The 19,341-nt window shown below is 71.4% G+C and carries 11 protein-coding genes and 2 pseudogenes; 7 read left to right on the forward strand and 6 right to left on the reverse strand.

Annotated elements, in window-relative coordinates; genetic code table 11:
• From IE242_RS27605 to IE242_RS27620, 4 genes are all read right to left on the reverse strand, one after another.
• A partial coding sequence (locus tag IE242_RS27605) for an APC family permease (RefSeq protein ID WP_189863935.1) occupies positions 1 to 1,193 on the reverse strand: 1,193 nt, incomplete at its 3' end.
• A gap of 797 nt (positions 1,194 to 1,990) precedes the next feature.
• Positions 1,991 to 2,392 carry a DUF488 domain-containing protein gene (locus IE242_RS27610; protein WP_189863937.1) on the reverse strand — a complete coding sequence of 134 codons (402 nt, stop codon included), beginning with the start codon at positions 2,390 to 2,392 and terminating at the stop codon, positions 1,991 to 1,993.
• A 226-nt stretch (positions 2,393 to 2,618) separates the two neighbouring features.
• Positions 2,619 to 3,203 carry an O-methyltransferase gene (locus IE242_RS27615; protein WP_189863939.1) on the reverse strand — a complete coding sequence of 195 codons (585 nt, stop codon included), beginning with the start codon at positions 3,201 to 3,203 and terminating at the stop codon, positions 2,619 to 2,621.
• Between the two features lie 446 nt (positions 3,204 to 3,649).
• Positions 3,650 to 4,537 (reverse strand): NAD-dependent protein deacetylase, encoded by an 888-nt coding sequence (locus IE242_RS27620; RefSeq protein WP_189863941.1) that lies wholly within the window; start codon positions 4,535 to 4,537, stop codon positions 3,650 to 3,652.
• 94 nt (positions 4,538 to 4,631) lie between these two features.
• Between IE242_RS27620 and IE242_RS27625 the strand changes: the two are divergent.
• A pseudogene (locus tag IE242_RS27625) lies at positions 4,632 to 5,048 on the forward strand (VOC family protein); the annotation flags it as partial.
• Positions 5,049 to 5,256: 208 nt separating this feature from the next.
• Here the strand turns inward: IE242_RS27625 and IE242_RS27630 are convergent.
• Together IE242_RS27630 and IE242_RS27635 are read right to left on the reverse strand one after the other, a co-directional pair.
• A complete protein-coding gene (locus IE242_RS27630; RefSeq protein ID WP_189863943.1) occupies positions 5,257 to 5,781 on the reverse strand; it encodes a hypothetical protein in 525 nt (174 codons plus the stop codon).
• A gap of 312 nt (positions 5,782 to 6,093) precedes the next feature.
• The gene (locus tag IE242_RS27635; RefSeq protein WP_189863945.1) at positions 6,094 to 7,122 is read right to left on the reverse strand and encodes a LacI family DNA-binding transcriptional regulator; all 1,029 of its coding nucleotides are present in this window, start codon (positions 7,120 to 7,122) and stop codon (positions 6,094 to 6,096) included.
• 408 nt (positions 7,123 to 7,530) lie between these two features.
• Between IE242_RS27635 and IE242_RS27640 the strand changes: the two genes are divergently transcribed.
• The 6 genes and pseudogenes from IE242_RS27640 (at position 7,531) to IE242_RS27665 (ending at position 19,292) form a co-directional block, all read left to right on the forward strand.
• A complete protein-coding gene (locus tag IE242_RS27640) occupies positions 7,531 to 8,844 on the forward strand; it encodes an ABC transporter substrate-binding protein (protein WP_189863947.1) in 1,314 nt (437 codons plus the stop codon).
• Positions 8,845 to 8,943: 99 nt separating this feature from the next.
• Complete coding sequence (locus IE242_RS27645) at positions 8,944 to 9,906, forward strand: carbohydrate ABC transporter permease (protein WP_373299601.1); 963 nt, start codon at positions 8,944 to 8,946, stop codon at positions 9,904 to 9,906.
• 41 nt (positions 9,907 to 9,947) lie between these two features.
• Positions 9,948 to 10,769, forward strand: coding sequence for a carbohydrate ABC transporter permease (locus tag IE242_RS27650; RefSeq protein ID WP_189863951.1), 822 nt, complete (start codon positions 9,948 to 9,950; stop codon positions 10,767 to 10,769).
• A gap of 8 nt (positions 10,770 to 10,777) precedes the next feature.
• Positions 10,778 to 12,904, forward strand: coding sequence for a glycoside hydrolase family 127 protein (locus tag IE242_RS27655; RefSeq protein WP_189863953.1), 2,127 nt, complete (start codon positions 10,778 to 10,780; stop codon positions 12,902 to 12,904).
• On the forward strand, positions 12,817 to 17,076 hold the full coding sequence (locus tag IE242_RS27660) for an Ig-like domain-containing protein (RefSeq protein WP_189863955.1): 4,260 nt from the start codon (positions 12,817 to 12,819) through the stop codon (positions 17,074 to 17,076). Before IE242_RS27655 ends, IE242_RS27660 begins: the two co-directional genes overlap by 88 nt.
• Before the next feature lie 58 nt (positions 17,077 to 17,134).
• Positions 17,135 to 19,292 (forward strand): annotated as a pseudogene (locus tag IE242_RS27665) (glycoside hydrolase family 127 protein).
• Positions 19,293 to 19,341 lie beyond the last annotated feature (49 nt).

Genomic DNA, 19,341 nt, shown 5'->3' on the forward strand with positions numbered 1-19,341 from the left:
CGCGTGCCCCGGAACGCCGGTAGTTTCAGCGCGACCAGGACGACGCCCGGCATGGCGTACACCACCAGCGAGGGAACGCTGTTGAGGGCGACCAGCTCCCCCCAATGACCGCGGGCCAGGGCGAGCATCGCCAGGCCGATGGCGAAGTTGACCAGCAGGATCAGCCAGTACGCGTCGATCTCGCCGCCCCGGAACCGGAACGAGGCCCGGCGCGCCGTCTGCAGTCCCCGGTGGGTGAGATGGGCGCGGCTGAGGGCGGCGACCTCACGGGTCAGTGCGTGCGCGAAGACGATGCCGGAGCCCATCGGAGACAGGATGGCGTTCAGGCGGAGCAGCCAGGCCAGCCCGGTCATGTGCAGAACATAGGCGAACCGGGAATACGGCGATTCGATCATTCCCTCGCCGAGCTGCCTCCCACAGTGTCTGATGAACACACACTGCAACGCCGTATACACCAGGAATGCGCCGACAAGAGTGCCGTACACCGCCCATCGCAGGCGCGCGGCCTCTCCCATGCCGCGCCGTTTGACGTTGCCGGCGAAGTCCAGCGGAGCCTGGAAACCGATGTACGCGTAGATGACTCCGCCGCCCAGCACCACGGACAGGGTTTCCAGCTTCCCGACCTCGTCACCCTTGGGGGTCCCCGGCCGTTCGCTGAGGAACTGGACGGAGGCCTGCGTACAGCCGTCGGCAGCGGCGAACCCCAGGCAGATGACAGCCAGTACGGGAATGACGACCTTCACCACGGTGACGAAGAAATTCAGCCTGATCAGCCGACGGGGCGGCAGCATATTGAGGCCCACGATCAGTGCCAGGAACACGACGGCGCACAGCCAGCCCGTAGTGGAGAGGCCGGAGCGACTCTCCGCTCCGGGCAGCAGCTGGGGGAGCCAGTGTGCCAGCCCACGGACCATGGCCACCGCCTCGCTCGCCGGGTTCGCCGCGTACACGATCCACAGCCCGGCGGCCACAACAGTGGCCACGAGCGGCCCGGCGGCCTGCAGAGGGAGGAAGATCAGCCCGCCCGTCTTGGGGAGGGCGATGCCCAGTTCGACCATCACGACGGCGATCAGCAGCATCAGCGCCCCGCCGATCACCCACGCCCATATGGCCCGACTGCCGACATCGGCGTAGGCAGAACCGGCGGTCGACAGCCATCCGGATCCCATGACTCCGCCGGCTGCCAAACCCACGAGGTCGAGGGTGGACAGCCGGCGCCGCTCGTCAGCGTCCTCGGCCGAGTTCTCCCGTGCCGCGCCGCGACCGCGTGTCCACCCCAATTTCTTCCCCTTCACCGGAGTTGCGGATGCACGCTATCCGCGCGGGCGGCGGAGGCGCTGCGGGCACATCACCTGTGCGGGTGAACTTGAGGTGCGCGCATCGGTACGTGTGAAAACCTCGAGGGAATTCCGAGACGCATCCTGCTGCGCGAACTATGGGGAACGGTGGCTGTGAGGGCCGTTCCCGGCTGCCGATCGCGGGGCAGAAGCGCCTGGTGGCGTGCGCATTCCGCGTGGGCGGGTGGCAAGGGCACCGAATGCGGGAAGCCTGGCTGCGACTCCGAATGCGCACACGCCGGTACATGCGCCCTTCACCACTGCGATTTCCTCAATGCAACGGGGAGAGCACATCGTCTCTGAAAGGCCGTTCTCTCAAGTCGCGCCAGGAGAGGGTCACTTCCCCCGGTGAGGCGGCGGGCCGGAGGGCCGGTCATGGCGAGGTGGGTGGCACGTGGCTGCGGAGCGGTGGGCGGGGCTCGCGACCGCGGGCCGGGCGGCGGTGGACATCAGCCGGCCGAGCGTGCGCTCGACCGCCCACCGGCGGGGATCGCCGCTGCCAGGACGGTAGGTCGCGGTACCCGTCGCCGGGGCGCGCACAGTGGCTCGGGGCGCGCCGGGCATGCCACAGGTGTGATGCGTTCCGGGAACGGGTGGCTGCGTTACCGCGGGTGTCTGTGTCTGTGTCTGTGCCTGTGCCAGGCCTGGTGGTGTCAGCCTGAGCCCGGACCGGTCCCGGCCGCTCCGCCGGACCGGCTGCCGTCCACGACCCGGGCCAGCACCCGGGTATGGGCATGGTCCAGATCCTTCGTCGCGGTCAGCAGCGTCAGCCGGTCGGCCTCCGCGAGTGCACGGAGCCGGGCGAGGGCCACCTGCGGTCCGGGCGCCTCGAGCTCCGCCCGGTACCGGCGGGCGAACTCCTCGAAGCGCTCCGGGACGTGTCCGTACCAGCGGCGCAGCTCGGTGGAGGGGGCGGCGTCCTTGGCCCAGTCGTCCAGGGCGGCGGCGTCCTTGGCCAGCCCGCGCGGCCAGATGCGGTCCACCAGGACGCGGAAGCCGTCGTCGGGCCGGGGCGGCTCGTAGACGCGCCGCACCCGGACAACACGCTTGACCATTCCGGCCTCCGAAATGGTCGCCCGCTCACCATGATGCGCCGCATGGGACGGAAACGCGCCGAGGGCCGTTCAACGTGTCACCGGCCGCGCGAAACCCCGGCGGCCGGTGACGCACGACTCCCGATCAGAGTGCCGTCGCCGGCCTTCCCCCGCATGTGGCGCGGCGCCCGCGCGGGTCGGCCCGGCGTACCGGCAGACCCGTCGTGACTTCGCGACGCTGACGCTCTCAGGGCCGGGCTGACCGGACCGCCATGAGGAGCCCGCTCGCCCAGGCCATGCGGACGGAGCGGAAGTCCTCGCGTTCTTCCAGGCGGGTCAGCAGGTGCTCGACCGAGGAACGGTGGTCTTCCGGCCAGCCAGGCTGCGGGGCAAGGTCGTCGATCAGATAGGTCCCGCCAGCGGCCACGAGGTCCAGGGCCCGTTCCAGGTGCGTGAACTTGCCGGGCCAGGTGTCCGCGAACACCAGGTCGAAGGGCTGCCCGTCGTAGTTCTCCAGCCAGGCACCGCCGTCTCCGGCCACGAAGGTCACCCGTGCGTCGGACCCCAGCTGCTCGCGGGCCACCTTCTGCAGGGCCTCGTCGAGTTCGACCGTGACCAGGCGGGAAGCACCGTCCATCCCGCTGAGCAGCCAGGCGGTGCCCTCGCCCACCCCCGTGCCGAGCTCCAGGATGCGGCCACCGGGAAGGGCAGCCGCGAGGACGGTCAGCAAGCTGCCGGTGCGCTCCTCGCAGGACATGGTGAAACCGGCTTCACGTGCCGCGGCACGCAACGCGGGAAGGGAAGCCGGGAATCGGCTCGGCGTGTCATCCACCCGAGAATCACGGAGGCGCCGAGCTCTGCCCGCAAAGTCCTTTGCCCTCCTCCGAGTGCGCACCCGATTACTGCTCCGACGTCATGACGTCTCCACAGGTCGGCTCGATCGGCCCGGCGAGGAGAGTGGCGCCCGCCCGGTGCATCTGGATGTGTCTGGATGCACCTGGTCAACCGCCCCTCACCCGGCTCCGATCAGCCGGAGCGCGGCAGTCTTGGTGGTGGCTCCGGTGACGGCCACCAGAGCGGTCACCAGCACGACGGCCGACTCCTCCGGCGATGCCCGCACGCCGCTGCGGAAAGTCGATCCGGGCCCGCAGCGTCGGCCCGGACAGCCGCAGCAGAGAGTTCCCGGCCATGGGCGGGGCGCCGCGGCGAGCACCAGGCCGGGGCGACCTTGATGCCGGTGGCCCCCTGCCTCCGTCAAGGTCTGCCCCAGGCTGCCGCTCAGTCGTCGACGGGGATGTCCAGCCGGCCGGCGACGGTGGTGAGGGCCGTTCCCAGGGGGAGCGCGACCCGGGTGAGGGCGTGCCGGTCGCCTCGGGTCGGGTCCCGGTTGACGATCAGGACAGGCTTTCCGGCCTGGGCCGCCTGGCGGACGAAACGGAGTCCGGACATCACTGTCAGTGAGGATCCCAGGACCAGCAGCGAGGCCGCCTCACGGACCAGCTCGCGGCAGTGCTCGACCCGCCGCGGCGGGACGGCTTCGCCGAAGAACACCACGTCCGGTTTGAGGACGCCGCCGCAGACCGCGCAGGGCACCACGCGGAAGTCCCCGACCTGGTCGTCGGTGAGGTCGGCATCACCGTCCGGGTTGATCCCGGCGGCCACCGGCTCGAACCCGGGATTGGCCTCCTCCAACCGCCGGGCGAGTTCGCGGCGCGGGCTGAAGGAGCCGCAGGACAGACAGACCACCCGGTCCAGGCTTCCATGCAGTTCCACGACGCCCTCGCTGCCGGCGGCCTGGTGCAGACCGTCGACGTTCTGGGTGATCACGCCCGAGAGCAGACCGTGCCGCCCGAACGCGGCCACGGCCCGGTGCCCGGCGTTGGGGCGGGCGCGGCCGAAGGTGCGCCAGCCGAGGTGGCTGCGCGCCCAGTACCGGCGCCGGGCCTGGGCGTCGGCGGTGAAGTCCTGGTAGGTCATCGGGGTGTGCCGGCTCAGGCTCCCGCCCTCACCCCGGTAGTCGGGGATGCCCGACTCCGTGGAGATGCCCGCCCCGCTGAGGACCAGCACACCGCCGGTGGTCAGCGCGTCGGCGACCGGCTCCAGATCGGTGGTGCCCGGCGGCAGGTCCTCGGCGGGAGTCCAGCTCAGAGTGGGGCGCATACGCATGCCGCCAGGGTACGGAACGGCTGTCACCACCTGCTTCCGCCGGTACGGAGCCCAGTGTGCTGAACGCACTCCACGGATGCGATGGATGTCATGGCTGAAGCCCGCCGCGAAGCCGCTGTGGGCTACGGCGGTGTCGTCCAGGCCCCGGACTGAAGAAATCTGGAAGGTCGCGACCTCGGCGAAAGAGGACACCGGTCCGGCCACCCGGGAGATCGACGAGATGGTGCTCCTGCCGGGAGCCGAGGACGTGAAGGCGAGCAAGCAGTTCTACGTCGGCCAGGGCCTCGCCGTGGCGAAGAGCTTCGGCGGCAAGTACGTCGAATTCGCCGCCGACGACGCCAGTGCCGTCAAGCTGGCGCTGTACAAGCGCCGCGGCCTGGCGAAGGACGCCGGCGTTCCCGTCGACGGGACCGGATCGCACCGCATCGTCCTCGGCGGCGCCGTCGGCTCCTTCACCGACCCGGACGGATTCGCCTGGGAGGCGATGTCGCCCGCCACCACGCTGTCCTGACTTCCGACACCGCCTGCCTGCCCGACTACCTACCTGGAAGGGTCGTCTGCCGTTTCCCGGGCGCGCGGAAGTTCAGGACGAGGTACGCCACGCTCGGCTCCAGTGACCAGGCCGCGCTCGACGACGGCGCCGTGTGGCCGACCGCCTGTGCCCTGAAGGAGCTGACCGCCGCCGCATCAGCCCCGTACCGCCGGCGGACCCGGAACGGTCAGGCGGCGCGGCAGAGCACCGGCGGGTCGGCCGGTGCCGCGGCGCGGGCCACGGTGGCGTGCAGGGGAGAGGCGGAGCGGACGGTGGCCGCGGCCCGCGAGCGGTTCCGTGCGAAGACGACGAGACGCAGCACCGCGAACCGCGCGACACCGGCGAGTGCGGAGGCGGACAGGTAGACGATCTGCTCGAGCACCGCGCTGGGTGCCGCGACCAGCTGCTGCAGGACAAGCATCGCCACGCAGGTCGCCGCGTACGCGGCCGCCGCGGACCCGGCCGACTGCGCGTGCTGGTGCCAGGTCGCGCGCCCGCCTGTGCCGAAGGTGAAGCGGGCGTGCAACTCGGTGGCGAGGAGCGTGGAGAGCGCGGTGATCAGGGCGTTGGCCAGGCTCCAAGGAATCAGGGAGGCGAGGGCCGCTACAGCGAAGCTGGAGGCGAGCCCCACTCCGCCGCCGCAGAGCACGAAGCGGGCGAAGGCGGTCAAGGCGCCGGGTGTCGCCTGCTGCGGGCTCTGCGCTGTCTCCATGATCCGACCCCTTCGCTCGCCCGCTCCGCGACTCGTGCACCTCGATCTGCGGAGCTTCGACCCTTTGTTTCCTGTTGAAGAAACGCTACGTTGCGTTCAGGGATCTGGCAATCGATTTATTGCTTGGGGTTGCAATAAGCGCAGCTCAAAGCTGAATAATCGTTGCAATGACTTATCGCTAATGCAACAACCCTGGTGTGTGTTCGTTGCAATGGATGGGAGTGAACGCTCCACGTCAGGGGCAGGGCAGGGCGGGGCGCGGAGAGCGGACGGCTACGTGCCGGGCCGCGGCGACGCGCGCGGCGCCGGAGCTCAGGACAGCGGCGCCGTGGAGCCCCTGACCACCACCCGGCAGGGCAGGGTCTCGACGCCCCGGCCGTGGTCCCCGGCGATCGCGGTGAACAGCGCGCGCGCCGCCGCGCGTCCGACCTCCTCGAGGTTCATGTCGACGCTGGTCAGCGGCGGCCGGCAGGCGGAGGTCAGGACCTGCCAGTTGTCGAAGCCCATGACCGCCACGTCCTCCGGGACCCGGTGGCCGCGCTCGCGGAGGACGTCCAGGGCGCCGCGGGCGATCTGGTCGCTGCCGCACAGGACGGCGTCGACGTCCGGATGACGGTCGAGCAGCAGGGCGGTGGCCGCTCGCCCCCAGCCCTCCGACCAGGCACCGAATCGGGGTTCACCGGCCAGGGACAGGCCGGCGTCGGCGAGCGCGGCCCGGGCTCCCTCCGCCCGGTCGCGTGCCGCGGCGTACCCCGGGTCACCGGTGATGTGCGCGATCCGGGTACGGCCGCAGGCGAGCAGGTGGTCGACGGCCATCCGGCCGGCGCCCACGTTGTCGGGGACGATGGACAGATCCTCCGGGTCCTCCGACGGGGCGTACGCGTAGACGACGGGAACGGGCAGCTCGCGCCCGAGGGAGCGGCGCGGGTCGGTCCGGCTGCCCACCACGATCAGGCCGTCGACACGGCGTCCGAGGAGGGCCCGTACATGGTGCTGCTCGCGGATCGTGTCACCGCGGGCATCGCACAGGAACACGGCCACCTCACCGGCGCCGAAGGCGTCCTCGGCGCCCATGAGGATCGGGATGCTGAACCGGCCCTCCAGGTCGCTGGTGAGCAGGCCGACCGTGCCGGTGCGCCCGGCCAGCAGGCCGCGGGCCACCTGGTTGGGTCGGAACGACAGCCGCGCGGCCGCCTCGATCACCCGCTGTCGGGTCTCCGCGCGCACTTGGTCGCGGCCGTTGAGCGCCTTGGACGCCGTGGCGATCGACACGCCTGCCAGCCGGGCCACGTCGCTGAGCGTGGCCGGGGCCGACCGGGAGGGGCCGTGGGCCTGTGCCATGGGTGTTCTCCTGTCCCCGTCTCGCGTGCCGGTGCAGAGGTGCCGGTGTCGGTGCCGGTCCGAGGTGGCACGCCGCGCGTCAGACCTTACGCGAACCCTTTTCCGCAGGGGCTTTCGTGGCTTTCGGTCGGCGACGATCACCGCGGGATGTCATGGACAACGGCGCTTACGATCTCACCGACGAGCCCACTACGGGCTGGCCGGCGCTTGATGCACGGGGATTGACGGGCTTTCGGCCCGGGCTCTAACGTCACAGAAAACCTTTTCGGTCAGCTTTCAGACCCAGTTGTCCTGCCACCAGTCGAGTCCCGGTTTTTTCCTGTCGCGAAGCTCAGTGCCACCGCGCTCATCGTCCCGATCGACCGGCCGGCCCGTACCGGGCCCGCCGCCACCTGAGGGAGATCGACCATGGGGAGCACGACCGGACCACGCCGACCGCTGCGCCGCCTCGTCACCGGCGCCGTCGCACTGTTCGCCGCCGCAGGTCTGCTGACGGCGTGCGGCTCCGGCGACGAAGGACCGTCGGGCGGCGGAGGCGTGGCGGCCGGCCCGGAGGGGGTGGACGACGGCACGACGCTGACGATGTGGACGCGCGCGGCCACCCGGCCGCAGAGCGAGGCCCTGGTCGAGGCGTACAACGCGAGCCACCGGAACAAGATCGAGCTGACCGTCGTCCCCACCGACGACTACCAGGCCAAGGTCGGCGCCGCCGCCGGCTCCCGGGACCTGCCCGATCTCTTCGCCGCCGACGTGGTCTTCGTACCGAACTACACGTCCAGCGGACTCTTCGCCGACCTCACGGAGAGCATCGACGCCCTGCCCTTCGCCGAGCACCTGGCACGGTCGCACATCGACGCCGGCACGTACGAGGGCAGAAAGCACGTCGTGCCGCACACCCTCGACCTGTCCGTGCTGTTCTACAACAAGGACCTGTACCGGCGGGCGGGACTCGACCCCGAGAAGCCGCCCACCACCCTGCGCGCATGGGACCGGCACGCACGGGCCGTCGACGCGCTGGGCGGCGACGTGAACGGCACCTTCTTCGGCGGCAACTGCGGCGGCTGCGGGGTCTTCACCTGGTGGCCGTCGATCTGGGCCGCGGGCGAGGAGGTGCTGAACGAGGAGGGGACCGAGGCGCATCTCGACTCCGCCACGGCGAGGACCGTCTACGACACCTACCGCGGCTGGGCCGAGGACGGCATCGCGGCCCCCGGCGCGCGTGACGAGACGGGCACGACCTGGACCGGGGTCTTCCCGAAGGGGAAGGTCGGCGTCATGCCGATGCCCTCCACCACGCTGGGGCTCATGCCGAAGGACCTCGACGTCGGCGTCGCGCCCATCCCCGGGCCCGACGGCGGTGCCTCCACCTTCGTCGGCGGTGACGCCGTCGGCATCTCCGCCACGAGCGACTCCGCCGACCAGGCCTGGAACTTCCTCGCCTGGTCACTGGGGGACGAGGCGCAGGTCGACGTGGTCGCCGCGCACAAGGACGTGGTGGCCCGCACCGATCTCGCGTCCAACAAGCACTCCGAGGCCGACCCGAGGCTCGTCACCGTCAACGAGCTCGTGGCGAAGGGCCGCACCCCGTACGCGCCGATGTTCGGCCAGACCTTCAACGACCCCAACGGGCCCTGGCTGACCCTGATGCGCAACGCCGTCTTCGGCGACGGATCGTCCCTCGAGAAGGACAACGCCGCGGTCACCGCCTCGCTGGCCGACTGAGCGGTCCAAAGACGCCCGGTTCCCGGTCCGCCCAGGCGACCGCCCTCCCACCCCTCCCACGCCGCCGACGGCGCCGTACGGGCAAGGAGACCCATGCAGATGCAGACAGCCGGCCCGGTGACGGCCGGACCCCGCGCCCGGCCGCAGCACCGGCGCCGCCGCCCGTCCTGGGCGTCCGCGTCCCGCCGGCGGCTGTCCCGCAAGGTCAAGGGACTGGCCTACGCGGCCCCGACGGCCGTGTTCGTCACGGTGTTCTTCCTGCTCCCGCTGCTGCTCGTCGGGCAGATGTCACTCAGTGACTGGCCGCTGCTCGCGGGCGACCGGGGCGTCAACGCGCCCGACAACTACACCCGCGTCACCGACGGCACCCTGTTCTGGCCCGCCGTCCGCTTCACCCTCCTCTACACGGTCATCGCCACCGTCGTACTCCTCGGACTGGCACTGCTCCTCGCCCTGCTGGTCCAGGAGTCCCGTCCCGGTGCCGGATTCTTCCGCACGGTGTACTTCCTCCCCGGCGCCCTGGGACTGGCCTCCGCCTCGCTGCTGTTCTGGGGCCTGTACAGCCCCACCACCGGCCCGCTCAGCCCTCTGCCGGAGCGACTGGGTCTCGCCGACGGGCCGGTGTCCTTCCTCGCTACACCGACCTCGGCCCTGCTGTCGACGGTGTTCCTCGTCGTGTGGAAGTTCGCCGGGTTCTACATGCTGATCCTCCTCGTGGGCCTGCAGCGCATCCCGCACGAGGTGTACGAGGCGGCGCGCATGGACGGCGCCGGCCGGGGCCAGATCTTCCGCTCCATCACGCTGCCGCTGCTGCGGCCGTCCCTGGCCCTGTGCCTGCTGCTGTGCGTGACCGGATCACTGCTCGCGTTCGACCAGTTCTTCGTCCTCACCAAGGGAGGACCCGACAACAGCACCGTCACCCTCGTCCAGCTGATCTACCGCGAGGCGTTCCAGCGGATGAACCTCGGCACCGCGGCCGCCCTCTCGGTCATCGTGCTGGCCGCGCTGCTCGTGCTCAACGCCCTCCAGTTCCGCGGCCTGCGCCGCGCCGACGAGTCATGACACCTGCCTGAACAAGACGCCTGACGAGGGAGGACACCACGGTGCTCAGCCGCACGCTCGGCCGGACGCCCTACTACGTCGTCGCCGGAGGACTGGCCGTCATCTTCCTCTTCCCCCTGCTGTGGAACGCCTGGGCGTCCCTCGCCCCGCAGCCCGGCACCGCGCAGGAGTCCGGATACGGCCTCGGCAACTACCGGACGCTGCTCGCCCACGACGCCGGTCTGTGGCGGTACCTCCTCAACAGCACCGTCGTCTCGGTACTGACCGTCGCCCTGACCCTCGGCGTGTCACTGCTGGGCGGCTACGCCTTCGCCCGCTTCGAGTTCCCCGGCAAGAACCTGCTGTTCCTGGTGACGCTGGCCGTCCTCATGGTGCCGTACGCCACGCTCCTCATCCCGCTCTACGTGCTGCTCGGCAGACTCCACCTGCAGAACTCGCTGATCGGGCTGAGTCTGGTCCTGGCCCTGTTCCAGCTGCCGTTCGCCACCTTCATGATGCGGATCTCCTTCGAGGCGGTGCCGCGCGCCCTGGAGGAGTCCGCGCTCGTCGACGGCTGCGGCACGGCGGGCGCGCTGCGCCGCGTCCTGCTGCCCGCGGTGCGGCCGGGACTGATCACCGTGGGGCTGTTCGCCTTCCTCGCGGCGTGGAACGACTTCATCGCCCCGCTGATCCTCATCTCGGACAGCGAGCGCGCACCGCTGCCCCTGGCCGTGGCGAACCTGCGGCAGCAGAGCATGGGCGCCGTCGACTACGGGGCCACCGAGGCGGGCGTGGTCGTCCTCGCGGTGCCCTGCCTCCTGCTCTTCCTGCTGCTGCAACGGCACTACGTACGGGGCTTCATGTCCGGCGCGCTGAAGGGCTGATGGCTGCCATGGACACACCGACGACCACGGAAGAGACCGACCGGAGGCATGAATCGGTGACACGGGACAACGGACGGGCCTCCAAGGGTCCGATTACGCCTATCACGCCTATCACGCCCAGCACTCCTCTCACTCCCATCACGCCCGTCGCGCCCGGCTCGGGCCGGCTGCGGCCGCTCGGTCTGGACGAGGTCAGGATCACCGGGGGTTTCTGGGCCCGGCGCCGGCACGTCAACGCCACCGCCACCCTCGCCCACTGCCACGACTGGATGGAGCGCGTGGGCTGGACCGGGAACTTCCGGGCCGCGGCCGAGGGCCGGAGCCACCGCGACCGCCGGGGGCGCGAGTTCGCCGACTCCGAGATCTACAAGCTGCTCGAAGCCGTGGCCTGGCAGGCCGCCGGTGAACCCGGCGGCGACCCCGGCGGCACGCCCGGCGTGGACGTCACCGAGCTCATTGAGGCTGTGGTCTCCGCCCAGCACCCCGACGGCTATCTGAACACCGCGTTCGGCGGCCCCGGGCAGCAGCCCCGTTACAGCGATCTCGAATGGGGCCACGAACTGTACTGTCATGGGCACCTCATCCAGGCGGGCGTCGCGCAGGCCCGGGCCCGGGGCGAGGACGAGCTGGTGAAGACCGCCCGGCGAGCTGCCGACCACGTCTGCGCCACGTTCGGCCGGGGCGGCATCGAGCGGGTCTGCGGGCACCCGGAGATCGAGCCGGCCCTGGTGGAACTGGCCAGGCTGACGGGGGAGCAGCGCTACCTCGACCAGGCCGCGCTCTTCGTCGACCGCCGGGGCCGCGGCACCCTGGCCGACCCGGAGTTCGGCCGCGCCTACTACCAGGACGACCTGCCCGTACGACAGGCCACGGTGCTGCGTGGCCATGCCGTCCGCGCGCTCTACCTCGCGGCCGGCGCCGTCGACGTGGCCGTGGAGACCGGCGACGACGCCCTGCTCGCCGCGGTCGAACGCCAGTGGGAGGCCACGGTCGCCCGGCGCACCCATCTGACCGGTGGCATGGGCTCGCACCACCGGGACGAGTCCTTCGGCGACGATTTCGTGCTCCCTCCGGACCGCGCCTACTCCGAGACCTGCGCCGGGGTCGCCTCCGTGATGCTCAGCTGGCGGCTGCTGCTCGCCACCGGAGAGCCCCGCTACGCCGACCTGGCCGAGCGGACCCTGCTCAACGTGGTCGCGACCTCCCCGGCCGACGACGGCCGGTCCTTCTTCTACGCCAACACCCTGCACCGGCGCCACCGGGGCGGCCCGCCCTCCGGCGACACCGTCAGTCCCCGCGCCGACTCAGGCTCGCGGGCGCCGTGGTTCGCGGTGTCCTGCTGCCCGACCAACGTGGCCAGGACCCTGGCCCAGCTGCCCGCGTACCTGGCGACGAAGGACGACCGGGGCGTGCAGCTGCACCAGTACGCCGACGCGGAGATCACCACCTTCCTCGCCGGCGGCCACCGGGTCGCGCTGCGGGTGCGTACCGGCTATCCGTCCGGCGGGAACGTGACCGTACGGATCGGCCGGTCCCCGGACCGGCCGTGGACGCTGTCGCTGCGCGTCCCCGCGTGGACGGACGGCGCCACCGCATGGCTGACCGGCCCGGACGGCACACGCCGTGCCGTCCCTCCGGGCACCGCCCGGGTCACCCGGGTCTTCCGGCCCGGTGACGAGGTACGGCTCGACCTGCCCATGACGCCCCGCTGGATCACCGCCGATCCCCGCGTCGACGCGGTCCGCGGCACGGTGGCCGTCCAGCGCGGGCCGCTCGTGTACTGCGCCGAGTCCGTGGACCTGCCGGCCGGCCGCGACGTGGAGGCGATACGGGTCGACACCTCGGCGGAGCCGGAGGACGGGCCGCACGGGGACGGCGGCACCGTCGTCGTCCCCGGTGAGCTCACGGCCCCCGACGGAGTACGCGCCGCACCCTGGCCGTACCGGCCGCTCGGCGGCCTCCCGGCCGCACGGTCCGCCGAACCCGCGGGCATCGTCCTGGTGCCCTACCACTCCTGGGCGAACCGCGGGCCTTCGACCATGCGCGTGTGGCTGCCGACCACGACACCGACCACGACACCGACACCTGCGCCGACATCGGCACCGAAACCACGGACCACGGACAACGGGAGGTAACCGTGCACGCACCGCGAAGACGCAGCCGCCACCGCGCCCTTCTGGCCGGAGCCCTGGCCGTGGGGCTGCTGGCCCCGCTCACCGCCACCACCCCGGCCGCCGCGGACAACTCGGCCATCGGATACCCGGTCTACTCCGGGAGCGCCGACCCCGTGCCGGAACTGCCGGCCGGGTTCACCACCCACCGCACGATGCGCGCCCAGTACGACGCCGACCGGAAGTCCGGGGACGGCACCGACTTCTGGATGGACCGCCTGCTGGCCCGCAAGGGCGCGGACCCCGCCGGTGACTGGCTGTTCACCCGGGGACGGGCCGTCTTCATGAAGGAACACCGGCCCGACCGGCTCGGCTTCGGCGGCAAGGTCGCGTACTGGGAGAGCATCGACGACCGCTCCGCCTACACCGTCACCCTGTCCGTGAACGGAGAGGACGTCACCCTGCGGGAGAACACCGCCGTCAGGACGCAGACCCCCAGCTACTGGCGCAGCGAGTTCACCCACGAGGCGACGGGGCTCGAGGTGACGCAGACCAAGTTCATCACCGACGCCAACGTCGCGGTGACGAACCTGTCCCTGACCAACACCGGGTCCGCACGCCAGGAGGTGACCCTGCGCGCCACGTCCCCGTACGCCACGACCGCCGAGGACGGGGAACTGACGGGCGTGGTGCCGGCCAGGAACAACCTCACCACCGTCCGGCCCCGGTTCAGCGGCGACGGCATGACACCCGCACCCGGCGGCGAAGCTGCCCTGACCCGCTCGCTCGCCCTGCCCGCGGGCCGTACCGTCACCACCAAGGTCCAGCTCGGCTTCACCACCGGGGAGATCACCCGGTCACGCCCGGAGTACGACACCCTGCGCGCCGCCACGCCCGCCGCGGCCTTCCGCACCCACGTGCAGACCTACAACCGCTGGTGGGCCGAGAACCTGCCCTACATCGACCTCCCCGACGACAACATCGAGAAGACGCTGTACTACCGCTGGTGGCTGCTGCGCTACAACTTCCTCGACGCCGACATCCCGGGCAGCGACTACCAGTTCCCCACCGCCATGGAGGGCGTGCTCGGCTACAACAACGCCATCGTGCTGACCACCGGCATGTTCGTCGACGACCTCAAGTACCTGCGCGATCCGAGCTACTCGTACGGCTCCTGGGTGTCGGCCGGCGAGGTGTCGAAGAACAGCAAGTACACCGACAATCCCGGCGACCCGGAGAACTGGTCGAACAGTCACACCCAGTACCTCTCCGAGGCGGCCTGGCGCTCCTACCAGGTGCACGGCGGCCCGGAGGGCGTCGTGCGCAACCTCGCGCGGTACGCCGAGCAGGACGTGCGCGGCCAGCTGGAGCACTACGACCATGACGGCAACGGCCTGATCGAGTACGACTGGGGCGCCATGACGGGCAACGACGCCGACGCGGTGTCCTTCCACTGGCGGCCCGGCCACCTCGACCGCACCGAATCGGCGTACGTGCACAGCAACGCGCGGGCCGCGGCGAGCGCGTACGACCTGCTCGGTGAGCGGGGCAGGGCGGACGACATGCGGGCCGTCGCCGACCGGGTGCGGGGAGCCGTCCTGGAACACCTCTGGGACCCCGAGGACAAGCTGCTCAAGCACCGGCACGTGGCCACCGACGAGCTCGTACCGTGGAAGGAGATCAACAACTACTACCCGTACAGCGTGGGCCTGATGCCCACCCCGGACGAGGACCCGCAGTACCTGGAGGCGCTGCGGCTGTGGGCGGACGCCGGGCAGTACCCCGTCTTTCCGTTCTTCACCGCCAACCAGGCGGACAAGGCCGAGGCGGCGGAGCAGGGGCACCCGGGGAGCAACAACTTCTCCGTCATCAACTCCACCGTCACCTTCCGCTTCCTCTCCTCGGTGCTGCGGAACTACCCGAGCGAGTACATCGACAGCAGTCACTACAAGAAGCTGCTGTCCTGGAACGCCTGGGCCCACTACGTCGACGGCGACAACAGGTGGCCCGACCAGAACGAGTTCTGGGCCGACGGCTCCGCCGCGCCGCAGGACATCGGCTACCGGTCCTGGATCCACCACACCATGCTCGGCACCACCAACTGGACCGTCATCGAGGACGCGGCGGGCTTCCGGCCGCGCACCGACCGGAAGATCGAGCTGTGGCCCGTCGACGTCGACTGGCCGCACTTCGCCGTCACCGACATCAACTACCGCGGCACCGACGTGGCCGTGCTGTGGGACGAACCGGGCGACGGGGAGCGGCCGTACGGCCGGCAGGTCCCCGAGGGCTACTCCGTCTACCTCGACGGGAGACGGGCCTTCACCGCCGACTCCCTCACCCACCTCGTCTACGACCCCGCCACCCGCGAGGTGACCTTCCCCGACGGCGGGGACGCCACGGCGCGCACCACGGGCGTACGGGCCTCGGTGCCGGCGCCGCTGGACGTCGAGTACGGCCCGCGGGACCGCGTCACCGACGTGTTCGCCAAGGCGGGCCGGGACCTGGCGGGCCCCGCGAAGGACGCGGTGAATTTCGCCGCCGGGGCCGCGGTCACGGTCCGCGCCTCCCACGAGGCTGAGGGGCACGCCGCCGCCGGCGCGGTCGACGGCTTCACCGTCAACGAGCCCCACTGGGGCGCCCGGGGCTCGGGGAACGCCGAGGACTGGTACGAGATCGACTTCGGCCGGCGGCAGCGGGTCGACGACGTCAGGCTGTACTTCGCCGCGGACAAGAAGACGGGCGGATACGCCGAGCCGGCCCTCTACACCGTGCGGTACCAGGACCGCGACGGGCGGTGGCAGGACGTCGCCCGCCCCGCCAAGTCACCGGCCCATCCGCGGGCCAACCTCAACCAGGTGCGCTTCGAGCAGGTGACGACGGAGCGGCTGCGGGTGCTGCTGCGGCACCGCGACGGCCACACCACCGGCCTGAAGGAGATCCAGGCGTACGGGACCGGGGCGCGGCCCCCGGCGGCCCGGAACCAGGCGCCCTACGTCGAGGCGTGGCGGGACACCACGTACAACCGGCCCGGCGAGGCCAGACTGACGGGAGTCGTCGAGGACGACGGGCTGCCGGAGGGGAGACTCGACTCCTCCTGGCGGGCGGCCGACGGCCCCGAGGGCGGCACCGTCCTCTTCGCCGACCCGAACGCCTCCACCACCGTCGCCCGCTTCACCGAGCCCGGCACCTACACCCTCGAACTCACCGCCACCGACGGCACACTGCGGTCGGCGAAGAAGGTCGTGGTCGAGGCCGGGAGCCGCTCCGACGGACAGCTGAACCTGGCACCCTCCGCGACCCCCACGGCGTCCTACACCTCCGGCTGGGAATCGGTGACCGCGCTCAACGACGGCCGTGAACCCGCCTCGTCCTCCGACACCCCGCGCTGGGGGAGCTGGCCGCAGAAGGGCACGCAGTGGGTGCAGTACACCTGGGACTCCCCGGTCCGGGTGAACGGCTCCGACATGTACTTCTTCCGCGACGCGCAGCCGGGCGCGGCCGACGGCGTCGGAGTCCCGGAGTCCTGGGTCATCGAGTACCGGGACGGTGACGACGGCACCTGGCGCGAAGTGCCCTCCCCCGACGGCTACGGCACCGCCGAGGACCGCTACAACCGGACCACGTTCGCCTCCGTCACCACGACGGCCCTGCGGGCCAGGCTGACCGGACACCCCGGCCTGGCGCTCGGCGTGCAGGAGTGGAAGGTGTACGCCGAGGCGCCGGAGTCGGTGCGCGAGGTGCACGTCCCCACCCTCCGCGGAGAGATCCCCGAACTCCCCTCCGAGGTGACCCTGGTCCACGCCGACGGCTCCACGACCCGTTCCCCCGTGGCCTGGCCCGCCGTCACCGAGGAACAGGTCGCCGAGGGCGGCACCAGGGTGACGGTCACCGGTCTCGCCGACCGCACCACGCACCCCGTCACCGCGACCGTATGGGTGCGGCACACGAACGCGGTGCAGATCACCGGCATCGCGGAGGAGCACCTCACCACCCGCGCCGGTACCCCGCCCGCCCTCCCGGCGACCGTCACCGCCACCCACAACGACGGCTCGAAGGACAGCCGTACCACCGTGACCTGGGACCCGGTGGACCCGGACCGGTACGCCGGGCCGGGGACCTTCCAGGTCACGGGAACGGTGGCGGGCACCACCCACCGGGCCACGGCCACCGTCACCGTGACCGCGCCCGGCTGAGAGGCCCGCCGTTCTTCGTCACTGCCCGCCGAGGACGACCGACGATCGGAGTACGAGCATGTCCCCTTCCCCGAGCCGCCGCGGTCTGCTGAGACTGGCCGCCGGTACCGCGGCCGCCGTACCGCTCGCCCACGCGGCCCCGCCGGCGCACGCCGCCCCGGTCCTGTCCGCGGCGGCCGCCGACGGCGGGGCGGGCGCGGCACCCACCCCGGCATCCTGGGCGGTACGCCCCTTCCCGCTGCACCGCGTGACCCTCGGCGACGGCGTGTTCCGCGACAAGCGCGACCTGATGCTCGACTACGCCAGGTCCTACCCCGCCGACCGCATCCTGGCCGTCTTCCGGGCCAACGCCGGCCTGGACACCCGGGGCGCCCAGCCACCCGGCGGCTGGGAGACCTTCGACGGCAACCTGCGCGGGCACTACGGCGGCCACTTCCTCACCCTCCTCGCCCAGGCGTACGCCGACACCCGGGAGCCGGAACTCAAAGGCCAGGCTCGACTACCTGGTCGACGCGCTCGGCGAGTGCCAACGGGCCTTCGCGGAGCACGGGTCACCCCGGCCCAGCCACCCCGGCTATCTGGCGGCGTACCCCGAGACGCAGTTCATCCAGCTGGAGAGCTACACGACGTATCCGACCATCTGGGCGCCGTACTACACCTGCCACAAGATCATGCGCGGCCTGCTCGACGCGTACGAACTCACCGGCGACGACCAGGCCCTCACCATCGTCACCGGCATGGGCGACTGGGTGCACAGCCGGCTCGGTCACCTCCCCGCGGAGCAGCTGGAGCGGATGTGGTCGATCTACATCGCGGGGGAGTACGGCGGGATGAACGAGGTGATGGCGGACCTGTACGCCCGCACCGGGAAGGCCGAGCACCTCGCCGCCGCCCGCTGCTTCGACAACACCGCGCTGCTGGACGCCTGCGCCGCGGACCGCGACGTCCTGGACGGCAGACACGCCAACCAGCACATCCCGCAGTTCACCGGCTATCTGCGGCTGTTCGACCACACGGGAGGTGAGGAGTACGCCACCGCGGCCCGCAACTTCTGGGGCATGGTCGTGGGCCCGCGCACCTACAGCCTGGGCGGCACCGGCCAGGGCGAGATGTTCCGGGCCCGGGGCGCCGTCGCGGCCACCCTGGACGACAAGAACGCCGAGACATGCGCGACGTACAACATGCTCAAGCTGTCCCGGCAGCTGTTCTTCCACGAGCCCGACGCCGCGTACATGGACTACTACGAGCGGGGCCTGACCAACCACATCCTCGCCTCCCGCCGGGACACCCCGAGCACGACGAGCCCGGAGGTCACCTACTTCGTCGGGATGGGACCGGGAGTACGGCGAGGCTACGGCAACACCGGCACCTGCTGCGGCGGTACCGGCATGGAGAACCACACCAAGTACCAGGACTCGGTCTACTTCCGCTCCGCCGACGGCGACGCCCTGTACGTCAACCTGTACCTCGCCTCGACGCTGCGCTGGCCCGAGCGCGGTCTCGTCGTCGAGCAGACCGGCGACTACCCGGCCGAGGGTGTCCGCACCCTGACGTTCCACGAGGCCGCCGGCCGGCTCGACCTGCGGCTGCGGGTGCCGTCCTGGGCCACCGCGGGCTTCACCGTCACGGTCAACGGCGTCCGGCACCGGGGCGCCGCCGAACCCGGAAGCCACCTCACGGTGAGCCGGCGGTGGCGGCGCGGCGACCGGGTCCGCATCTTTATGCCGTACCGCCTGCGCGTCGAACGGGCCCTGGACGACCCGACGGTCCAGTCGGTGTTCTACGGGCCCGTCCTGCTGGTCGCCCGCACCCCGGAGCAGGAGTTCCGCACCCTCTCCCTCTACCGCGACCTCACCCTCCGCGGCGACCTGGCCGATGCGATCAAACCCGCGGGCCGGCCGATGCACTTCACCACGAACGGCCTCGACCTGGCACCGTTCCACACCGGCGACGACAGCCCGTACCACGCCTACTTCCGGCGCTCGGAACCCGTCGTCGCCTTCGGCGCCGCCGACTCGGGCGTCCCCAACCGCGCCCGTGCCGACGGCCTCACCTTCCTCGACGTCCTCTGGCAGCAGGCGCCCTTCACGACGTCCGCCCGGTTCGTACGGGCGGTGCGCACCCTCGCGGACAGGTGGACGTCCGACGGACTGTTCATACGTCCCGAGCGGGACCGTGTCGTCGCGGCCGCGACCGGCGCGGATCTGAGGAGCTGAGGCGGCGGACGGAAGGGGGACACCGGGCCGCGCCGGCGAGCGGGGAGGG

The organism is Streptomyces poonensis, from assembly GCF_014650915.1.
GTDB classification, from domain to species: Bacteria; Actinomycetota; Actinomycetes; order Streptomycetales; family Streptomycetaceae; genus Streptomyces; species Streptomyces poonensis.

Coding starts and splice junctions, on each gene's coding strand:
- IE242_RS27610 (WP_189863937.1), bottom strand. CDS start 2,392: ATGGTCAAGCGTGTTGTCCGGGTGCGGCGCGTCTACGAGCCGCCCCGG.
- IE242_RS27620 (WP_189863941.1), bottom strand. CDS start 4,537: ATGCGTATGCGCCCCACTCTGAGCTGGACTCCCGCCGAGGACCTGCCG.
- IE242_RS27630 (WP_189863943.1), bottom strand. CDS start 5,781: ATGGAGACAGCGCAGAGCCCGCAGCAGGCGACACCCGGCGCCTTGACC.
- IE242_RS27635 (WP_189863945.1), bottom strand. CDS start 7,122: ATGGCACAGGCCCACGGCCCCTCCCGGTCGGCCCCGGCCACGCTCAGC.
- IE242_RS27640 (WP_189863947.1), top strand. CDS start 7,531: ATGGGGAGCACGACCGGACCACGCCGACCGCTGCGCCGCCTCGTCACC.
- IE242_RS27645 (WP_373299601.1), top strand. CDS start 8,944: ATGCAGACAGCCGGCCCGGTGACGGCCGGACCCCGCGCCCGGCCGCAG.
- IE242_RS27655 (WP_189863953.1), top strand. CDS start 10,778: ATGGACACACCGACGACCACGGAAGAGACCGACCGGAGGCATGAATCG.